This is a genomic window from Streptomyces sp. NPDC057900 (assembly GCF_042887885.1).
Lineage (GTDB): Bacteria > Actinomycetota > Actinomycetes > Streptomycetales > Streptomycetaceae > Streptomyces.
This window is the reverse complement of sequence record NZ_JBHVOI010000002.1, coordinates 1,375,464-1,393,007: the sequence shown is the minus strand read 5'-3', so window position 1 is coordinate 1,393,007 and position 17,544 is coordinate 1,375,464. Positions and strand designations below refer to the sequence as shown.

Here is a 17,544-nt window from a genome sequence, read left to right as displayed (position 1 = left end):
GGCTCGGACCGGGCTTCGGACCGGCGCCGGTCAGGCCTTCGCGGGCACCGGGGCGGCGTCCGTGAGCAGCGGCTCGACGTCGCGGACGACCTTGCGCTCGACGAAGAACGCGGCCGTCGGGATCGTACCGGCGATCAGCACCCAGAGCAGCTTGCCCATCGGCCACTTCGCCTTGGAGCCGAGGTCGAAGGCGAAGATCAGGTAGATGATGTAGAGCACGCCGTGGATCTGCGAGACGACGAGCGTCAGGCCCTCGCCGGTATCGAAGCCGTACTTGAAAACCATGCAGGTGCAGAGCACGAGCAACATGACGGCGGTGACGTAGGCCATCACCCGGTATCGGGTCAGCACACTGCGTTTCATGCCATCGAGCCTAACCGGACGTCCGGGGCGATCTTGCAGCGGGCCGGGCCCGGAACCGCGCCCTCCGCGGACCCGCTCAGATCTCCTCGAAGTCCTGCGCGGCGATCCGCAGCGGCCGCAGCAGCGCGAAGATCTCGCCGCACTCCTCCGCGTCGTACACCCCGAGCCCGAACTCCATCGCGACCAGGTCCTCCGTGGCCGCCTCGACGACCTCGCGACCCTTGTCCGTGATCGAGGCGAGCGTGCCCCGCCCGTCGTTCGGGTTGGGGCGCTTGTCGACCAGGCCGGAGCGCACCAGCCGGTCCACGGTGTTCGTGACGGACGTGGGGTGGACCATCAGCCGCTCACCGATCTTGGACATCGGCAGCTCACCGGCCTTGGAGAAGGTGAGCAGGACCAGCGCCTCGTACCGCGCGAACGTCAGTCCGTACGGTTTGACCACCGCGTCCACCTCGGCGAGCAGGATCTGCTGCGCACGCATGATCGAGGTGATCGCCCCCATGGAGGGCACGGGACCCCAGCGCTGCTGCCAGTGTTCGTCGGCGCGGGCGATGGGATCGAAGGGGAGACTGAGCGGCTTCGGCACGGCATCGACCTTACCCACTGGTCACATGCTGGTCCGCCCCGTCTCGAACTTCGGTCCGAATTCGGTGAGCGGGTCCGGTTCTGCGGACCTCCGCCACGAGCACCAGCAGGCACAGGGTGCCCACCGCTCCCGCCCCGGCGACCACCTGGTGCACCGGGAAGAACTCGGCGGCCAGTCCCGCCAGCGCCATGCCGACGCCCTGGAGCGTCATGAGCCCGGCGGTGAGCACGGTCATGGCCCGCCCGCGGAGCTCGTCCGGGACGGCCTCGACGAACCACTGGTCGAGCCCGATGACGTACGCGGAACCCACCCCTGCCAGCACCAGCGCGACGGCCGCCAGGGCGGCTCCGGGGCGGAACCCGTACAGCACCAGGGGCAGCAGCCCGGCCCCGGCGAGGGGCAGCACGACACGGGCACGGGTACGGGGGCTCAGCGCGGCGCCCGTGTACAGCTCGGCGGCGATGGAGCCGACCGGCATGGCGCACATCAGCAGCCCGAGCGCGGCGCTGCCCACACCGATCTCGTCGGCGTACGGGGCGGCCAGCGCCTCCGGCGCGACGACGAACATCGGGGGCAGCCAGAAGAGCAGCAGCAGTGCCCGGATCCGGCGGTGGCCCAGCACCAGCCGGGCGCCCGCGAGCGACTCCCCCAGCAGGCTGCCGCCACCCTTGCCCGTGGCGCGGGCCGGCCGGTCCCGGGTGCCGAGCCTGAGCAGCGCGGCCGAGCAGAGGAAGGTGGCCACGGTGATGGTGATCGCACCGCGCGGCGAGACCACCGCCAGCAGCAGCCCGCCCACGCCGAAACCGGCCAGCAGCGCGCTCTGCGAGACGATCCGCAGCAGCGAGCGGCCCAGCACGAAGAGGTCGCCCTCGCCCAGGATGTCGGTGAGCGCGGCCATCCTGGTCCCGGTGAAGACCGGTGAGACGGCGGCCACCAGGCAGCGCAGCAGGAGCAGTCCGGCGACGGGGGTGCCGGGGAGCACCATCACGGCGACGCAGGCCGCGCAGATCAGGTCGCAGGTGACCAGGACCCGGCGCGCGGGGTAGCGGTCCGCGATCCCCGCGAAGAGGGTGCCTCCGACGAGGTACGGCAGCATGCCGAGCGCGAAGGTGAGGGCGCTGAGCAGGGGTGAGTCGGTGAGGTCGTACACGAGGACGGTCAGCGCGAGCTCACTGACGACGACGCCGAGCAGCGAGAGCAGGTGCGCGGCGAAGACGGCGCGGAACTCGACGACGGCGAAGACGGCCCGGTAGCCGCGGGAGGGCTCCTCCGGCACGTCGGCGGGGGCCGCGGGGGCCCGGAGCACGGGCGGTTCGCTCGGGTCAGGGGAACCGGCGCGCTCCGGGTCGCGGGGTGGGTGGCCGTCCGTCGGCGGATCGGTGTCTCTCGGCATGGACGCAGCCTGCGGGAACGCGGCACGCGGTCCGTAGACTTTCGGTCCCAGCCGAATCTTCCCCGCGACTCATCCGCCCGAACCTGCCACCCGACTCGTCCCGAGGCCGCGCATGCCGTTCCATCTGCATTTCGAGGAGAGCGATCTGCTGCGCTGCCGGTTCGCGCTCTCCCCGCTCGGGGAGACCCAGGCCGCCGTGCGGGTGCTGGCCACACCGCAGCGGCAGGGCTATCACCTGCCGTGGCTGCGCCGGATCCGGGACGCGGCCGCCGGGCTGGATCTCGGGCCGCTGTGGCTGCTGATGAACGAACGCGGTCACAGCCCGGACTTCTTCTGCCCGCCGCCGCAGGGGCCGCTCACCTCGTTCGAGGAGGAGATCGCGGGCGTGCGGGCGGTCGATCCGGCGCTGGCGCGGGAGGACATCGCATGGGCGCTCTCGGAACGGCCCGGGGCGCTGGAATCCGCCGCCGGGCAGGCGATGCTGGCCGATCCGGCGCGGACCGTGCGGGAGCTGGCCGATTTGCTGGAGCGGGCCTGGCGGGCGCTGGTAGAGCCGCACTGGCCCCGGCTGCGGGCGCTGCTGGAGGCGGATGTGGCGTATCACTCCCGGCGGCTCGCGGCAGTCGGCTTCGAGCGGCTGCTGAGCGAACTGAGCCCGCAGCTGAGCTGGGCGGATTCGACGCTCACCATCGCCCGCACGGCCGGCCGGCACTCCCGGGTGCTCGGCGGGCAGGGCCTCGTGCTGATGCCGAGCGTGTTCGCCTGGCCGAACGTGGTCGGCGGCTTCGAGGCCCCCTGGCTGCCCGCGGTCATCTATCCGGCGCGCGGGATCGGCGGGCTCTGGACGGAGCCCGGCGACCGCACCCCGGACGCGCTGGCCCGGCTGCTCGGCCGGGCCCGCGCCGACGTCCTGTGCGCGCTGGACGAGCCGGCCGGCACCACCGCGCTCGCCCACCGGCTCGCCCTCGCGCCGTCGTCCGTCTCGGAGCACCTGTCGGTGCTGCGGTCCTCGGGGCTGCTGACCTCGCGCAGGTACGGGCACCAGGTGCTGTACGAGCGGACGCCACTCGGGATCGCGCTGGCGGCGTCCCAGCCGTAGTGCCGGTCAGCGGACCGGCGTCAGCCGGCGAGGTACCGCTCGACCGTCTCGACCTTGGAGTTCAGACCGTCGGTCACACCGGGGCGGATATCGGCCTTGAGGACGAGGGAGACCCGCCCGGACCGCGCCTCGACGGCGGCGACGGCGCGCTTGACGACGTCCATGACCTCGTCCCACTCCCCCTCGATGGAGGTGAACATGGCGTCCGTGCGGTTGGGCAGCCCGGACTCGCGGACGACGCGGACGGCGTCGGCGACGTACTCGCCGACGTCCTCACCGACGCCGAGCGGGCTCACCGAGAAGGCGACGATCATGCGCTGACCGTCCCTTCGCGGCGGGCGCGGGCGGCGATGACGCCGTCGGCCTCGTAGCGCTTGAGCACCTTGTCGCCGTACAGGCCGCCGAACGGCAGCACGCAGAGCAGGAAGAAGAACGCGACGCGCTTGAGCGGCCACTTGGTCTTGTTCCAGACGTCCAGCAGCAGCACGACGTAGATCACGAAGAGCACGCCGTGCAGCATGCCGAGCGGCATCATCAGGAAGTCGATGTCGGAGATCCGGCTCAGCACAGAGCCGAAGAGGATCAGCGCGGGGAAGGACAGCGCCTCGGGAATCGAGATGAGGCGCAGCCGGTGCAGGGCGGTGGCGGTCTTGATGTCCACGGGGGCACCTTCGGTGGGAGGACGGTGACAGCTTGTGAACGCAGGCACAAGCGCGACCATTGTGGCACCGGCCGCTGTCCGGCCGTGGAGCGGGGGCCGTTTCGCGCCCTTCGGGCACTCCTTGTCCTCATTCGTGGGACGGGCCGGATTTCCGGCGGCTACCGTCGCACCGTGGCAATGTTCCGACTCCAAGGCAGCAAGACGCTCGCCGTCGACCTGACCGGCGACGCCGTCAAGGCGAAGAACGGCTCGATGGTCGCGTACGACGGCCGGATGGCGTTCAAGAAGATGACCGGCGGCGGTGAGGGTCTGCGCGGCATGGTGACCCGACGGCTGGCCGGCGAGCAGATGGCCGTGATGGAGGTGAAGGGAGAGGGCACCTGCTACTTCGCGGACCGGGCGAGCGACATCAGCCTCGTCTCGCTGCGCGGCGAGAAGCTGCACGTCGAGGCGAGCAACCTGCTCTGTACCGACGCCGGTCTGCGCACCGGCACCACCTTCACCGGGCTGCGCGGCGGCGGGACGGGCAACGGCCTGTTCACCACCACCGTCGAGGGGACCGGCCAGGCGGCGATCATGTCGGACGGCTCCGCCGTGGCGCTGCGGGTCTCCGCCCAGTACCCGCTCTTCGTCGACCCCGGCGCCTACATCGCCCACCAGGGCAGCCTCCGGCAGCACTTCCAGTCCGGGGTGAACTTCCGGACGCTGATGGGCGAGGGGTCCGGCGAGTCCTTCCAGATCCGCTTCGAGGGCGAGGGACTCGTCTACGTCCAGCCCAGCGAGCGGAACACGATCGGGGGCGATCTCTGATGCCGTTCCGCGAGATCAACTCGAAGATGGTCGAGGCGACGGTGGTCCCCGGCCAGAAGATGTTCAGCCAGCGCGGCGCGATGCTGGCCTACCGGGGCGAGGTGTCCTTCACACCGAACATCCAGGGCGGTCAGGGCGGTGTGATGTCGATGATCGGCCGCCGGGTGGCGAACGAGGCGACCCCGCTGATGACGGTCGAGGGAAGCGGCACCGTGATGTTCGGTCACGGCGGCCACCACATCCAGGTGATCAACCTGTCCGGGGACACCCTCTACGTGGAGGCCGACCGGCTGCTCGCCTTCGACGGCGCGCTCCAGCAGGGCACGATGTTCATGGGCTCGCAGGGCGGCGTGATGGGCATGGTGCGCGGCCAGGTCAGCGGCCAGGGCCTGTTCACCACGACGCTGAAGGGGCACGGGGCGGTGGCGGTGATGGCGCACGGCGGGGTGATCGAGCTGCCGATCACGCCGGGCCGCGATGTGCACGTGGACCCGCAGGCGTACGTCGCGCACCACGGCGACGTCCGCAACAAGCTCTCCACCGCGCTCGGCTGGCGCGAGATGGTGGGGCGCGGTTCCGGCGAGGGGTTCCAGCTGGAGCTGAGCGGCAGTGGTGCGGTGTACGTCCAGGCCTCCGAGGAGAAGCTGTGAGCACGCCCGTGGTCTTCGATCCGATGACTCTGCCGTCGGACGACAACGTCAACGCGTACACCTTCTGTGTGGAGCTCAAGGGGAGCCAGTGGTTCCTGCAGAAGGGCAAGATGATCGCCTATTACGGGCGGATCGAGTTCAACGGCATCGGGCACGGCCGCTTCGAGCGGCTGGTCCGTACGAGCTTCCACTCGCCGCTGCACGCGAGCGACTGGGTGGTCGCGGAGGGCAGCGGGAAGATGCTGCTCGCGGACCGGGCGTTCGATGTGAACTCCTACGACCTGGAGGACGGGAACCTCACGATCCGGTCCGGCAATCTGCTGGCCTACCAGCCGACGCTGGCGCTGAAGCAGTCGATCGTGCCGGGCTTCCTGACGCTGATCGGCACGGGGAAGTTCGTCGCCGCGTCCAACGGTCCGGTGGTCTTCATGGAGCCGCCGCTGCGGGTCGATCCGCAGGCGCTGGTGGGCTGGGCGGACTGCCCCTCGCCCTGCCACCACTACGACCACGGCTATATGACCGGTGTGCTGGGCGGGCTGCGGGGGCTCACCGGGATCGGCGGCGCCTCCGGCGAGGAGCACCAGTTCGAGTTCGTGGGCGCGGGTACGGTGCTGCTCCAGTCCACCGAGGTGCTGATGGCCGAGCAGCCGACCGGGGCGGTGCCGCAGCAGGCGGGTGTTCCGGGCGCGGGTCAACCTGGGTCCAGCCCCCGCACCCCTGGCCGGCCGGGGGACCTCCAACGGCGTCTCGGGTTGTGAACGGTACTCTGCGGAGTGTGACGCCGAACCCTCCGCACCTCATTATTCGCGGGACCCGGCCGGCGCGTGCCGGGCGTCACACCGACTAACTTCGTCCGGATTTCAACTTCTTAGGTAGAATCCATATATGGAGACCGAGACGGCCACCCGCTGGCTGACCAACGCGGAGCAGTGCGCCTGGCGCACCCACCTGGATGTCAGCAGGCTGCTGATGCACCAGCTGGAGAAGGACCTCCAGCCGTTCGGCCTGACCAACAACGACTACGAGATCCTCGTCAACCTCTCGGAGGCGCAGGACCAGCGGCTGCGGATGAGTGATCTCGCCACCGCTACCCTGCAGTCCAAGAGCAGGCTCTCGCACCAGGTCACCCGCATGGAGAGCGCGGGCCTGGTCCGCCGGGAGAACTGCGAGTCCGACCGGCGCGGGCTGTACGCCGTCCTCACGGAGGCCGGCGCGGAGACGATGCGGAAGGTGGCACCGCACCACGTGGCATCGGTCCGCAAGCACTTCATGGACCTGCTGACCCCGGAGGCGCTGGAGCAGCTGCACGCGGCCCTCGCCCCGGTCGCGGACCATCTGCGCGCACGCCGCGTCTGACTCAGGTCCGGCACACACGGGGGCGGCGCTCAGCGCGGGCCGGGCAGCCACAGCTCGAACCGGGCGCCGCGCTCCCCCGCACCGGTCACGGTCAGCCGGCCCCCGTGCCGGGTGGCCACATCGCGGGCGATGGCGAGGCCCAGCCCGGCCCCGCCGTCGTCCCTGGCACGGGCGTCGTCGAGGCGCACGAAGCGCTCGAAGATCCGCCCCCGCTCCGCCTCCGGCACCCCGGCCCCGTCGTCCGTGACCGAGACGACCGCGCCACCCCTCTCCGCCCGCACCGCCACGGCCACCGAACTCACCGCGTGCCGCTCGGCGTTGTCCAGCAGATTGCCGATCACCCGGGCCAGCTGACCGCGTGAACCGGTCACTTCGAGCCCGCCGGGCTCGGGCGCCGACACCACCACCGGAATCCGGTCGCCGGTGCGCTGCGAGACCTCCGCGCGGACCAGCGCGGCCAGCTCCAGCCGCGCGTTCCCGGGCCGCTCCCCCGCGTCCAGCCGGGCCAGCAGCAGCAGATCGGCGGCGAGCACCTGGAGCCGCACGGTGTCGGCCACCGCGCCCTCCACGTCCAGCAGCTCCGGGTGCGCGGCGCCCACCTCCAGCTGGGTGCGGAGCGAGGCGATCGGGGAGCGCAGCTCGTGCGAGGCGTCCGCGACGAACCGCCGCTGCCGGTCGACGGAGGACTCCAGCGCGGTGAGCGTCTCGTTGGTGGTACGGGCCAGCCGGGCGACCTCGTCGCGCGAGGCGGGCTCCGGCACCCGCCTGCTGAGATCCTCGGACGCGGTGATCGCCGCCATCTCGCGCCGGATGTCCTCGACCGGGCGGAGCGCGCGCCGGGTCACCAGCCAGGTCACCCCGGCGACGACGAGCAGCACGACGGGGAGCGCGGCCAGCATCGCGGCGCGCACGCTCGCCACGGCCCGCTGCTCGGCGGCGAGCGGGGCACCGGCATGGACGGTGAGGGTCAGCCCGGTGGAGTCCGTCGCCTCGACGGAGGCGAACCGGTAGTCGGCGCGGTCGCCGTCGACGGTGGCGGTGCCGTTGCCGAAGTCCGGGTCATCGGTGGAGACCTCACCCCGGCCGGGGTCCGCGCCCGCGCCGTCGTCATCGTCGTCATCGTCGTCGCGGTCACCGTCGTCGTCACCCTTCTCCGGGGTGCCGTGCGGGGGCTGCGGGGTGACCCGGTCCGTGCCGGTGCCGCTGATCGCCTCCAGGTCCTTGGAGACGGCGACCACCCGCCCGTCCTCGTCGGTCACCTGGACCGGGTGGTCCTCCTCGTCGCCCGTCTCCAGCCGGTCGTACGGGACGTCGAGGGCCAGCTGCCCTGCGGTCTCGCGGGCCGCCACCTCGGCCTGGAGACCCGCCTGGTCCGTGAGGTTGGCGCGCAGGACCAGCAGCGCGGCCAGCCCGGCGGCGACGAGGGCGAGGGCGACGACCACCGTGGCACCGAGCGCCGCCCTGGCCCGTACCGATCTCACAGCGCCTCCAGCCGGTAACCGGCGCCGCGCACCGTGCGGATGGCGGCCGGGCCGAGCTTGCGGCGCAGGGTGCTGACGTACACCTCGACGATGTTCGGGTCGCCGTCGTAGGCGAAGTCCCAGACGTGCTCCAGGATCTCCGCCTTGCTCACCACGTGCCCGGCCCGCAGCACGAGTTGTTCGAGCACGGCGAACTCCTTGGTGGTGAGCACGATCTCGTCCCCGCCGAGGTGGATCCGGCGGGCGGCGGTGTCCATCCGCAGGGCGCCGACGGTGACCACGGGCGAGGCGGAGCCGCCGCGCCGGCGCAGCAGTGCGCGGACCCGGGCGACCAGCACCACGTAGCTGAACGGTTTGGTGAGGTAGTCGTCGGCGCCGGTGTCCAGCCCCTCGGCCTCGTCGTACTCCCCGTCCTTCGCCGTCAGCATCAGGATGGGCACCTCGTGTCCGGCGGCGCGCAGGGCGGCGCAGACCCGGTAGCCGTTCATCCCCGGCAGCATGATGTCGAGGACGACCAGGTCGTAGGCGCCCTCCGAGGCCCGGTGCAGCCCTTCGAGCCCGTCGTGCACGACGTCCACGGCGAATCCCTCGGCGGTGAGCCCCCGGGCCAGGGAGATCGCCAGCCGCTTCTCGTCCTCCACGATCAACAGGCGCATGCGCACAGCCTCCCAAACCGAACCTGAAGACGGCTTCAGGTGGCTTCAGGCTGCGTTCAGCATCGCCCCGGCAGGGTGGATCCCGTCGCAACGGACCATCCGACCGGGAGGACCCCTCATGAAGCGAAAGATCGTCATCGCCGCCGTCACCGCTGCCGTACTGGCCGGCGGCGGGGCCGCCACCGCCGTCGCCCTGGCGGGCAGCGGCACGACGGGCGGCTCGGGCGGCACGGCGGGCCGGGAGAGCGCCCGCGTCACCGTCGGGGACGCGGCCGGGGCCGCCGTCCGGGCCGTCCCCGGCACGGTGACCGAGGCCGAACTCGACGAGGAGGACGGCCGGCTCGTCTGGGAGCTCGACGTGTACGGCTCGGACCGGGCCCGGCACGACGTGACGGTGGACCCGGACAGCGGCAAGGTGATCGGCAAGCACGTCGAACACGACGACGGCGACCGGCACGCGCCCCGCAGGACCGCCGTGACGCTCGACGAGGCGGTCCGGGCCGCGCTCGGCTCCGTGCCCGGCACGGTGACCTCCGTCGAGCTGGAGGACCACGACGGACGCGGCGGCCGGGCGGTGCGCTGGGAGGTCGACATCCGGGGCAAGGACGGCGCGAAGCACGAGCGGAACGTGGACGCGAAGACGGCCGAGGTCACGGTGGACCGGCCGGACAGCGACGACGGGGACGACGACGGGGACGACGACTGAGGGACCCCCGCGCGCCCGGTCAGGGCACGTAACCGGAGACGACCGTCCCGTCGGGGAAGCACAGGAACACGATGTCGCCGACGGCCAGCAGCTGCGGCGGGCCCTTGGGCGGGAAGGGGACGCCGGTGTAGCTGGTGCTGTTCTCCGGTTCCCCGTCCTTCCGCCGGTACGTGCCCACCCCCGCGCCCGAGGCCGCGAGGACCAGGTCCCCGGCCACCGAGGGCGCACCGCCCCCGTCCGCGAACCGGTCCGTGGGCCACTTCTCCACATCGCCGGCCACGGAGAAGGCGCGCAGGCTCTCGTCGTCGTTGAACACCACCGTTCCGTCGTCGGTCAGCGCCACCGGGTCCCGGACCGTGAACCCGTCGGCGATGATCCGGTGCTCCCGGGGCCGGTCCACGTCGTTCATGGCGGCGAGGCCCGTCCCCGTCGCCGCCCGGCAGACCAGCACCCGCCCCCTGAGCGCCGGGTCCTCGCACGGGAAATCGTTCGCGGACAGCCGCTCCTTCACGGTGCCCGTCGCCGCGTCGACGATCCGGGTGTCGCCCGCGACCGCGACCAGCCGCCCGTCGTCGGCGACCAGGACGGGCCGGGTGCCGTCGTAGGGCTTGTGCCACAGCTCGCCCCGGTCGCCGGTCAGCCGGCGGGCGGCCAGCCTGCCGGTGCCGGGCGAACCGCCGGCGGTGACGTAGAAGAGGGTGTCGCCGTCCTGGACGGCGGCGGAACCGGTCTGCCCGGCGGGCAGTTTCGCCCGCCACCGCTCCTCGCCGTCCGTGATCCGGTAGCCGACCAGGGCCTGGCCCACGAACGCGTACACGGTCCCCTTCGTGAAGCCGGCGACGACGGCCCCGGCGGCGCCCCCCGCCCCCTTCGGGACCTGCCAGCGCTGTCTGCCGTCGGCCGCGTCGAGCGCGGTGAGCCCCTTCGTCCCGCCGCACAGCAGGGCCGACTCCGCGAGGCCGCACTCGCCGGAACCGCCCCGGACGGTGGACTTCCACGCCTTCCAGCCGGCGGGCCGGACGGACGGGTCGGTCGCCGCCTTGCCGAAGTCGCCCGTGCGGCCGCTGTCGGCGCGGGGAACCGCGCGCACGCCGACGGTCTCCGCGGCGTGCGAAGGACCGCCGCCGGGACCCGAGGACCGGGCGCCGCTCCCCGGACCGCCGCCCCCGGCAGGCGGGTCCGGCCAGAGCAGGTAGCCCAGCAGCAGGCAGACCGTGACCGCCACGGCCGCCAGGACCAGCTGGGGCGCCCGGCGCGGACCGCCGCCCGTCCCGGCCTCCTCCGGAAGGGGGAAGGCGACGGGCGGCCCCGGCGGCAGCGGCGGCGGTACGAAGGGCGCGGGACCGGCCTCGGCCGGAGCCGAGTCGGCGCACTCCCTGGCCGCCCGCCCGTAGTCGGCCTGCTGCTCCCGTACCCCCGGCGTCCAGGGGAACGGGACCACGGGCCCCGCCGGGAGCAGCAGCGCGGCCAGTTCCCGGGAGCCGGGGCGCCGCTCGGGCCGTGCGTCCAGGCACCGGGAGATCACCTCGCGCAACAGCGGCGGCACGCCAGAGAGTTCGGCGTCACCCCGGGCGATCCGGAAGATCACCGCCGCCATGTCGGAGTCGTCGAACGGACCGCGCCCCGCCGCCGCGAACGCCAGCACCGCGCCCAGGCAGAACACGTCGGACGCGGGCACCAGCGCCGCCGAGCCGTTGACGTGCTCGGGCGAGATGTAGCCGGGGCTGCCGACCACGACCCCGGTACGGGTCAGCTGGGTGGCGTCGAAGGCCTGGGCGATGCCGAAGTCGATCACCTTGGGTCCGTCGGGGCCCAGGAGCACGTTGCCCGGTTTCAGGTCGCGGTGCAGCACCCGTACGGCGTGCATGTCCGCGAGTGCCAGGGCCAGGTCCGCGCCCATGGCCCTGACCACCGGCTCCGGCAGCGGCCCGTCCCGGCTCACCGCCTCCGCCAGCGAGGGGCCGGGGACGTACTCGGTGGCGAGCCAGGGCGTGCGGCTGCTCGCGTCGCCGCCGAGGAACGCGGCGGTGCGGGGGCTGCGCACGGCGGCGGCCGCCTGGATCTCCCGCCGGAACCGGACCCGGAACCCGTCGTCCAGGTCGAGTTCGAGCCGTACGGTCTTCAGCGCGACGAGCGCCCCGGCGGGCGCCCCGACCGGCCGCGCCAGGTACACCTCGCCCATGCCACCCGTGCCGAGCAGGCCGAGGACGCGGTAGGGCCCGATCCGGGTCCGGGTGCCGGGGGCCGGCCGTTCGATCATGAGGCGGACGCGCCGGGCAGCGGGACGGAGAACACCTTGCCGCCGTGCTGGATGACGTAGACGGCCCCGCCGACCGGGAGGACCTCCGGCGGCAGCACCTCGTCGGACAGGACGACGCCCCACTGGAGCGTGTCGTAATCCTTGCGCGTCTCGGGCCCCGGAGCGCCCTTGAGCGCGGTCCTGCGCGGCGGGCCGGGTTTGCCGCCCTTGTGCAGGGCGACGCTGTACAGGCTGGTGCTGTCCGCCCACACCAGGGTGTCCGCGACGATCACGGGGAGCGAGACGGCGTTGATCGGGTCGTCGAAGGACCGCCGGTCCAGCGGGTAGCGGGCGAGGATCTTGCCGTCGTCCCGGCCGGCCAGGACGATCTCAGGGTCGATGTCGTCCGGCGCCCAGGGGAGGCCGGTGCGGACCAGGACGACCACATGGTCGTCGACGGCGGCGAGGGCGGCATCGCCGTCGGTGACCGTGTCCGGCAGCGGGATCTCACCGTCGGACGCGAGCGAGGGGGCGCGGAGCCGCTGCACGGCCATGTGCTTGCCGTCCTCCGAGTAGGTGTACGCGGCGCAGTAGACGTACGGGGCCCGGATCAGCGCGTCGTAGCACCGGGAGTCCAGCCCCTCCTTCCTGCGGCCGAGCTCGGCGCCGTCCCCGGTGCGCAGGGCCCGCAGCCCGTCCCGGCCGCGCAGGTAGAGCACGCCGTCCCTGGTGCTGAGCGGCCAGAAGTCGTACTCCTCGGCCTTCGCGAGGTTGTCGCCCACCAGCGGTTTGCGCCACTGCTCCTGGCCGGTGGCGAGGTCGAACGCGGCGACCCTGGCGCCTTCCGGGGTGGGGCCGATGTCCGCGAGGACCAGTCCGTCGGCGACCAGCGGCGCGCTCTCGAAGCCGTGCGTCGATCCGGCGCGGGTCTCCCAACGGGGTTTGCCGGTACGGGAGTCCAGCGAGACGATCCGGTCCCCGGTGGCGAGCAGCACCTGGTCGCCGTAGACGGCGGGCCGGGTCGATCCGGACGGCATGAAGACCTGGCCCGTGGGGCTGATCCGGGCGCCGACCTCATCGGCGTCCAGGCGGGCCGAGTAGTCCCACAGTTTCTTTCCGCCGGACGGCGAGAGCGCCTCGTACGAGCCGGCCGTGGTGCGGCAGACCAGCACGTCCCGGCCCGCCGCGCAGCCGAGCGGGGTCCCGGTCATCTTGCCCTGCCAGGTCTGCCAACCGGCGGGGTGGACGTCACGGCCGTACGGGACGGTGCCGGAGCCCTCCCGGCCGCCCTGGGCGTCGATGCCGGCGAGCACCTCGGCCGGTTCCTTCCGGTCGTCCCCGCCCTTGCCGCCCTCGCGCAGGGCCAGCAGCGCACCGGTCGCGGCCCCGAGGAGGACGAGCGCGGCGAGGGCGGCCAGGAGGTTCCGGCGCCGCCGGGAACGGGGAGGCGTGGCGGGCTCCGGTGCGGGCGTGGGCACCTGGGGCGGGCGCAGCACGAAGTCCGTCGCCACCGTGGGGTGGCGGGGCGCCTCCCGGCTGCCGGTGGCCGCCTCGGTCGGCGTGTATCCCGGCAGCAGCGGCCCGTCCAGCGCGCAGACCCTGGCCAGCTCCCGCCGGTACTCCGCGATCTGCTGGGTCACCGGTGCGGGCCACCCGTCGGCGGCGCCCGGCGCGAGGAGGGCGGCCAGCGCGGCGGCGGTGGGGCGGGCGGCGGGGTCCTCGGTCAGGCACTCCTCAAGGACCGCGCGCAGCCCCGCCGGGACCTCCGTCAGATCGGCCTCGACGTACTTCACCCGGTACAGGACCGCGGCGACGGGGCCGTCCCCGAACGGGTCCCGGCCGGTGGCGGCGAAACAGAGCACGGAGGCGAGGCAGAAGATGTCGGAGGCCGGTACGACGCGTCCGCTGCCCGCCACGTGTTCCGGCGACATGAAGGCGGGGCTGCCCACCATCCGGCTGGTGGTGGTGAGCGGGGTGCCGCCGGGGTCGCGGGCGATCCCGAAGTCGATGAGGCGCGGTCCGTCGGCGGCGAGCATCACGTTGCCGGGCTTCACGTCGCGGTGCACGATGCCCGCCGCGTGGACGGCCGCCAGGGCCAGGGCGAGCCCGGCGCCCAGCATCCGGACCTCGGTCTCGCTCATGGCGCCCGCGCCCCGCACGGCGGCGGACAGGGTGGGCCCCGCGACGTACTCGGTGGCGAGCCAGGGCACTTCGGCGTCGGCGTCCCCGTCGAGCAGCGGGGCGAGGCGGGGGCCGGTGACGGACCGGGCGACGGTGATCTCGCGGCGGAAGCGGCTGCGGAAGCCGGGGTCCTGGGCCACGTCGCGGCGGACGGTCTTGACGGCGGCCGGGCCGGAACCGTCGCCCCGGTCCCCGAGGAAGACCTCGCCCATGCCGCCCGCCCCGAGCCGGGCCCGTATCGCGTACGGGCCGATCCGTCTGGGCGAGTCCTCCCGCAGCGGACTCAGCATGTGCCACTCCCCCCTGGCGCGCATGACACGTGACCGGCGGCAATCGTGTCACGTGGGGGGCGAGTGCGGCAGGGCGGAAGGACGCGAACGGCGCACTCCAGCCGCATGACTGACGTGTTATCAGCCATGCGGCGCGGAATGCGCCGGATCCGGGTGCGGCCCTGTCAGATCCGGGCCCGGCCGCCTCGGGCCTGCCCGGTTCCGTGCCCGGCCGGCTCAGGACTCCCCGGTCAGTCCCGCCACCAGTTCGTCCGCCGCCGTGTACGGGTCGAGCCGGCCCGCGACGATGCGTTCCGCGAGGGCGCCGAGGCGCCGGTCGCCGTGCAGGTCCCCGATGCGTTCGCGGAGCCGGGTGACCGCGATCGTCTCGACCTCGCGGGCGGCGCGGGAGGCGCGGCGCTCCGCGAGCACCCCGTGCTCCTCCATCCACGCCCGGTGCTTCTCCAGCGCCTCGACGACCTCGTCGATGCCCTCGCCCCGGGCCGCGACCGTCTTCACGATCGGCGGCCGCCAGTCGCCGGGGCCCCGGGACTCCCCGAGGCCCAGCATGTGGTTCAGCTCGCGGGCGGTGGCGTCCGCACCGTCCCGGTCGGCCTTGTTGACCACGTACACATCGCCGATCTCCAGGATCCCGGCCTTGGCCGCCTGGATTCCGTCGCCCATACCGGGGGCGAGCAGGACGACGGAGGTGTCGGCCTGGGAGGCGATCTCCACCTCCGACTGGCCGACGCCCACGGTCTCCACCAGGATCACGTCGCAGCCCGCCGCGTCCAGCACCCGGATCGCCTGCGGGGCCGACCAGGCGAGGCCGCCCAGATGCCCGCGCGTGGCCATGGAGCGGATGTAGACGCCCGGATCGGAGGCGTGGTCCGACATCCGGACCCGGTCACCGAGGAGCGCGCCGCCGGAGAACGGTGAGGACGGGTCGACGGCGAGGACCGCGACCCGCTTGCCCTGGCGCCGGTACGCGGAGACGAGCGCGGAGGTCGATGTCGACTTGCCGACACCGGGCGAGCCGGTCAGGCCGACCACGTAGGCGTTGCCCGCCAGCGGCGCCAGGGCCGCCATCACCTCGCGCAGTTGCGGCGACGCCCCCTCCACCAGCGAGATCAGCCGGGCCACGGCCCGGGGCCTGCCCTCGCGGGCCTGCTCCACCAGGGTGGGGACGTCCACCTTCACGCTCGGTCTCCTCGCTCGCTCGTACGACTACTTGCCCGGAACGCGGAGGATCAGCGCGTCGCCCTGACCGCCGCCGCCGCAGAGCGCCGCCGCCCCGGTACCGCCGCCGCGCCGCTTCAGCTCCAGAGCCAGGTGCAGCACCACCCGGGCGCCGGACATCCCGATCGGGTGACCGAGCGCGATGGCGCCGCCGTTGACGTTGACCTTCTCCGAGGTCACGCCGAGGTCCTTCATGGACTGGACGGCGACGGCCGCGAACGCCTCGTTGATCTCGATGAGGTCGAGGTCCTCGACGCCGATGCCCTCCTTCTTGAGGGCGTGCCGGATCGCGTTGGACGGCTGGGACTGGAGCGAGTTGTCCGGGCCCGCCACATTGCCGTGGGCGCCGATCTCCGCGATCCAGTCGAGGCCGAGCGCCTCGGCCTTGGCCTTGCTCATGACGACGACCGCGGCGGCGCCGTCGGAGATCTGCGAGGAGGTGCCGGCCGTGATCGTGCCGTCCTTGGCGAAGGCGGGGCGCAGCTTGCCGAGCGACTCGGTGGTCGTCTCGGGCCGGATGCCCTCGTCCTTGGCGAAGAGGACCGGGTCGCCCTTGCGCTGCGGGATCTCGACCGGGGTGATCTCGGCCTCGAACAGGCCGTTCTTCTGGGCGGCGGCGGCCCGCTGGTGGGACTGGGCGCCGATCTCGTCCTGGGCTGCGCGGTCCAGGCCGAGGCGGGTGTTGTGCTTCTCGGTGGACTCGCCCATCGGGATGTTCTCGTAGGCGTCGGTCAGGCCGTCGTACGCCATCGAGTCGAGCATCTCGATCGCGCCGTACTTGTGGCCCTCGCGCGACTTCGGGAGCAGGTGCGGGGCGTTCGTCATGGACTCCTGGCCGCCGGCCACCACGATGTCGAACTCACCCGCGCGGATCAGCTGGTCGGCCAGCGCGATGGCGTCGAGCCCGGAGAGGCACACCTTGTTGACGGTGAGCGCCGGGACGCTCAGGGGGATGCCGGCCTTGACCGCTGCCTGGCGTGCCGGGATCTGCCCTGCCCCGGCCTGCAGCACCTGGCCCATGATCACGTACTCGACCTGGTCGCCGCCGATGCCGGCCCGCTCCAGCGCGGCCTTGATGGCGAAGCCGCCGAGGTCGGCCCCGGAGAAGCTCTTCAGCGAGCCGAGGAGACGGCCCATGGGCGTACGGGCGCCCGCGACGATCACAGAAGTCGTACCGGTCGTTCCTGACATGAGGCGCAGCCCCTTGGGATTAGAAGTGAACGAGGGTTTACTTGAATGTACTGAGCGGTACCGCAACCGTCATCCGGCGGCGGGTGTGATCGCGCGCACGTTGCGTAACCACTCGCGGAGCGCTGCACTGTTCCCATGCTGACGCGAATCGACCACATCGGGATCGCCTGTTTCGACCTCGACGCCACCGTCGAGTTCTACCGCTCGACCTACGGGTTCGAGGTCTTCCACACCGAAGTCAACGAGGAGCAGGGCGTACGCGAGGCCATGCTCAAGATCAACGAGACGTCGGACGGCGGCGCCTCCTACCTCCAGCTGCTGGAACCGGTGCGCGAGGACTCCGCGGTCGGCAAATGGCTGGCCAAGAACGGCGAGGGCGTGCACCACATCGCCTTCGGTACGGCCGACGTGGACGCGGACGCCGCGGACATCCGGGAGAAGGGCGTCAGGGTGCTGTACGACGAGCCCAGGACGGGTTCGATGGGGTCCCGGATCACCTTCCTGCACCCCAAGGACTGCCACGGTGTCCTCACCGAACTGGTCACGTCCAAGCCAGAGCACTGACGACAACATCTTCTCAGGGATACCCGGCCCGGTAGAGTGGGCTGTTCCGGGCCGGGGCCGGATCGGGGCCGCGCCGCGTCCTCAGCCGTTGATCTGTCAC

At 72.7% G+C, this 17,544-nt stretch carries 18 protein-coding genes; 7 read left to right on the top strand and 11 right to left on the bottom strand.

Annotation, left to right across the window (positions count from 1 at the left end):
- Positions 1–30: 30 nt before the first annotated feature.
- The 3 genes from ACFVQ0_RS13605 to ACFVQ0_RS13595 all read right to left on the bottom strand — a co-directional run bounded on the left by ACFVQ0_RS13605 (position 31) and on the right by ACFVQ0_RS13595 (position 2,342).
- Entirely contained in the window at positions 31–363 is a 333-nt protein-coding gene (locus tag ACFVQ0_RS13605) for a DUF3817 domain-containing protein (RefSeq protein WP_390087457.1), read from the bottom strand.
- Between the two features lie 76 nt (positions 364–439).
- Positions 440–949 carry a MarR family winged helix-turn-helix transcriptional regulator gene (locus ACFVQ0_RS13600; RefSeq protein WP_073737055.1) on the bottom strand — a complete coding sequence of 170 codons (510 nt, stop codon included), beginning with the start codon at positions 947–949 and terminating at the stop codon, positions 440–442.
- Between the two features lie 10 nt (positions 950–959).
- The gene (locus ACFVQ0_RS13595; RefSeq protein ID WP_390087455.1) at positions 960–2,342 is read right to left on the bottom strand and encodes an MFS transporter; all 1,383 of its coding nucleotides are present in this window, start codon (positions 2,340–2,342) and stop codon (positions 960–962) included.
- Between the two features lie 112 nt (positions 2,343–2,454).
- On the opposite strand from ACFVQ0_RS13595, the gene ACFVQ0_RS13590 reads away from it, so the two are divergent.
- Positions 2,455–3,441 (top strand): DUF5937 family protein, encoded by a 987-nt coding sequence (locus ACFVQ0_RS13590; RefSeq protein ID WP_390087453.1) that lies wholly within the window; start codon positions 2,455–2,457, stop codon positions 3,439–3,441.
- A gap of 20 nt (positions 3,442–3,461) precedes the next feature.
- Here ACFVQ0_RS13590 and ACFVQ0_RS13585 read toward each other — a convergent pair whose 3' ends face one another.
- Positions 3,462–3,755 (bottom strand): MTH1187 family thiamine-binding protein, encoded by a 294-nt coding sequence (locus ACFVQ0_RS13585; RefSeq protein WP_390087451.1) that lies wholly within the window; start codon positions 3,753–3,755, stop codon positions 3,462–3,464.
- Positions 3,752–4,102 (bottom strand): DUF3817 domain-containing protein, encoded by a 351-nt coding sequence (locus ACFVQ0_RS13580; RefSeq protein ID WP_024494214.1) that lies wholly within the window; start codon positions 4,100–4,102, stop codon positions 3,752–3,754. The genes ACFVQ0_RS13585 and ACFVQ0_RS13580 overlap by 4 nt, the downstream gene beginning before the upstream one ends.
- 177 nt (positions 4,103–4,279) lie before the next feature.
- On the opposite strand from ACFVQ0_RS13580, the gene ACFVQ0_RS13575 reads away from it, so the two are divergent.
- From ACFVQ0_RS13575 to ACFVQ0_RS13560, 4 genes are all read left to right on the top strand, one after another.
- Complete coding sequence (locus ACFVQ0_RS13575; protein WP_390087814.1) at positions 4,280–4,912, top strand: AIM24 family protein; 633 nt, start codon at positions 4,280–4,282, stop codon at positions 4,910–4,912.
- The gene (locus tag ACFVQ0_RS13570; RefSeq protein WP_371776074.1) at positions 4,912–5,562 is read left to right on the top strand and encodes an AIM24 family protein; all 651 of its coding nucleotides are present in this window, start codon (positions 4,912–4,914) and stop codon (positions 5,560–5,562) included. Before ACFVQ0_RS13575 ends, ACFVQ0_RS13570 begins: the two co-directional genes overlap by 1 nt.
- Positions 5,559–6,320 (top strand): AIM24 family protein, encoded by a 762-nt coding sequence (locus ACFVQ0_RS13565; RefSeq protein ID WP_390087449.1) that lies wholly within the window; start codon positions 5,559–5,561, stop codon positions 6,318–6,320. The genes ACFVQ0_RS13570 and ACFVQ0_RS13565 overlap by 4 nt, the downstream gene beginning before the upstream one ends.
- A gap of 127 nt (positions 6,321–6,447) precedes the next feature.
- Positions 6,448–6,918, top strand: coding sequence for a MarR family winged helix-turn-helix transcriptional regulator (locus ACFVQ0_RS13560; protein ID WP_390087447.1), 471 nt, complete (start codon positions 6,448–6,450; stop codon positions 6,916–6,918).
- Positions 6,919–6,947: 29 nt separating this feature from the next.
- On the opposite strand, the gene ACFVQ0_RS13555 is transcribed toward ACFVQ0_RS13560, so the two are convergent.
- Both ACFVQ0_RS13555 and ACFVQ0_RS13550 read right to left on the bottom strand, forming a co-directional pair.
- Complete coding sequence (locus ACFVQ0_RS13555; protein WP_390087445.1) at positions 6,948–8,399, bottom strand: sensor histidine kinase; 1,452 nt, start codon at positions 8,397–8,399, stop codon at positions 6,948–6,950.
- A complete protein-coding gene (locus ACFVQ0_RS13550) occupies positions 8,396–9,055 on the bottom strand; it encodes a response regulator transcription factor (protein WP_390087444.1) in 660 nt (219 codons plus the stop codon). Before ACFVQ0_RS13550 ends, ACFVQ0_RS13555 begins: the two co-directional genes overlap by 4 nt.
- Before the next feature lie 118 nt (positions 9,056–9,173).
- On the opposite strand from ACFVQ0_RS13550, the gene ACFVQ0_RS13545 reads away from it, so the two are divergent.
- Positions 9,174–9,761: a PepSY domain-containing protein gene (locus ACFVQ0_RS13545; RefSeq protein ID WP_390087442.1), complete on the top strand. Its 588-nt coding sequence runs from the start codon at positions 9,174–9,176 to the stop codon at positions 9,759–9,761.
- Positions 9,762–9,780: 19 nt separating this feature from the next.
- On the opposite strand, the gene ACFVQ0_RS13540 is transcribed toward ACFVQ0_RS13545, so the two are convergent.
- The 4 genes from ACFVQ0_RS13540 to ACFVQ0_RS13525 all read right to left on the bottom strand — a co-directional run bounded on the left by ACFVQ0_RS13540 (position 9,781) and on the right by ACFVQ0_RS13525 (position 16,880).
- Entirely contained in the window at positions 9,781–12,021 is a 2,241-nt protein-coding gene (locus ACFVQ0_RS13540) for a protein kinase (RefSeq protein WP_390087440.1), read from the bottom strand.
- On the bottom strand, positions 12,018–14,471 hold the full coding sequence (locus ACFVQ0_RS13535) for a protein kinase (protein ID WP_390087438.1): 2,454 nt from the start codon (positions 14,469–14,471) through the stop codon (positions 12,018–12,020). Before ACFVQ0_RS13535 ends, ACFVQ0_RS13540 begins: the two co-directional genes overlap by 4 nt.
- 216 nt (positions 14,472–14,687) lie before the next feature.
- Positions 14,688–15,650, bottom strand: coding sequence for a methylmalonyl Co-A mutase-associated GTPase MeaB (meaB, locus tag ACFVQ0_RS13530; protein WP_390087436.1), 963 nt, complete (start codon positions 15,648–15,650; stop codon positions 14,688–14,690).
- Positions 15,651–15,677: 27 nt separating this feature from the next.
- Positions 15,678–16,880 (bottom strand): acetyl-CoA C-acetyltransferase, encoded by a 1,203-nt coding sequence (locus ACFVQ0_RS13525; protein ID WP_390087434.1) that lies wholly within the window; start codon positions 16,878–16,880, stop codon positions 15,678–15,680.
- A 135-nt stretch (positions 16,881–17,015) separates the two neighbouring features.
- Between ACFVQ0_RS13525 and mce the strand changes: the two genes are divergently transcribed.
- Complete coding sequence (gene mce, locus ACFVQ0_RS13520; RefSeq protein ID WP_073736859.1) at positions 17,016–17,444, top strand: methylmalonyl-CoA epimerase; 429 nt, start codon at positions 17,016–17,018, stop codon at positions 17,442–17,444.
- Positions 17,445–17,544: the final 100 nt, after the last annotated feature.

Coding starts and splice junctions, on each gene's coding strand:
- ACFVQ0_RS13540 (WP_390087440.1), bottom strand. CDS start 12,021: ATGATCGAACGGCCGGCCCCCGGCACCCGGACCCGGATCGGGCCCTAC.
- ACFVQ0_RS13590 (WP_390087453.1), top strand. CDS start 2,455: ATGCCGTTCCATCTGCATTTCGAGGAGAGCGATCTGCTGCGCTGCCGG.
- ACFVQ0_RS13535 (WP_390087438.1), bottom strand. CDS start 14,471: ATGCTGAGTCCGCTGCGGGAGGACTCGCCCAGACGGATCGGCCCGTAC.
- ACFVQ0_RS13570 (WP_371776074.1), top strand. CDS start 4,912: ATGCCGTTCCGCGAGATCAACTCGAAGATGGTCGAGGCGACGGTGGTC.
- ACFVQ0_RS13595 (WP_390087455.1), bottom strand. CDS start 2,342: ATGCCGAGAGACACCGATCCGCCGACGGACGGCCACCCACCCCGCGAC.
- ACFVQ0_RS13545 (WP_390087442.1), top strand. CDS start 9,174: ATGAAGCGAAAGATCGTCATCGCCGCCGTCACCGCTGCCGTACTGGCC.
- mce (WP_073736859.1), top strand. CDS start 17,016: ATGCTGACGCGAATCGACCACATCGGGATCGCCTGTTTCGACCTCGAC.
- ACFVQ0_RS13525 (WP_390087434.1), bottom strand. CDS start 16,880: ATGTCAGGAACGACCGGTACGACTTCTGTGATCGTCGCGGGCGCCCGT.
- ACFVQ0_RS13585 (WP_390087451.1), bottom strand. CDS start 3,755: ATGATCGTCGCCTTCTCGGTGAGCCCGCTCGGCGTCGGTGAGGACGTC.
- ACFVQ0_RS13605 (WP_390087457.1), bottom strand. CDS start 363: ATGAAACGCAGTGTGCTGACCCGATACCGGGTGATGGCCTACGTCACC.
- ACFVQ0_RS13575 (WP_390087814.1), top strand. CDS start 4,280: ATGTTCCGACTCCAAGGCAGCAAGACGCTCGCCGTCGACCTGACCGGC.
- ACFVQ0_RS13560 (WP_390087447.1), top strand. CDS start 6,448: ATGGAGACCGAGACGGCCACCCGCTGGCTGACCAACGCGGAGCAGTGC.
- ACFVQ0_RS13550 (WP_390087444.1), bottom strand. CDS start 9,055: ATGCGCCTGTTGATCGTGGAGGACGAGAAGCGGCTGGCGATCTCCCTG.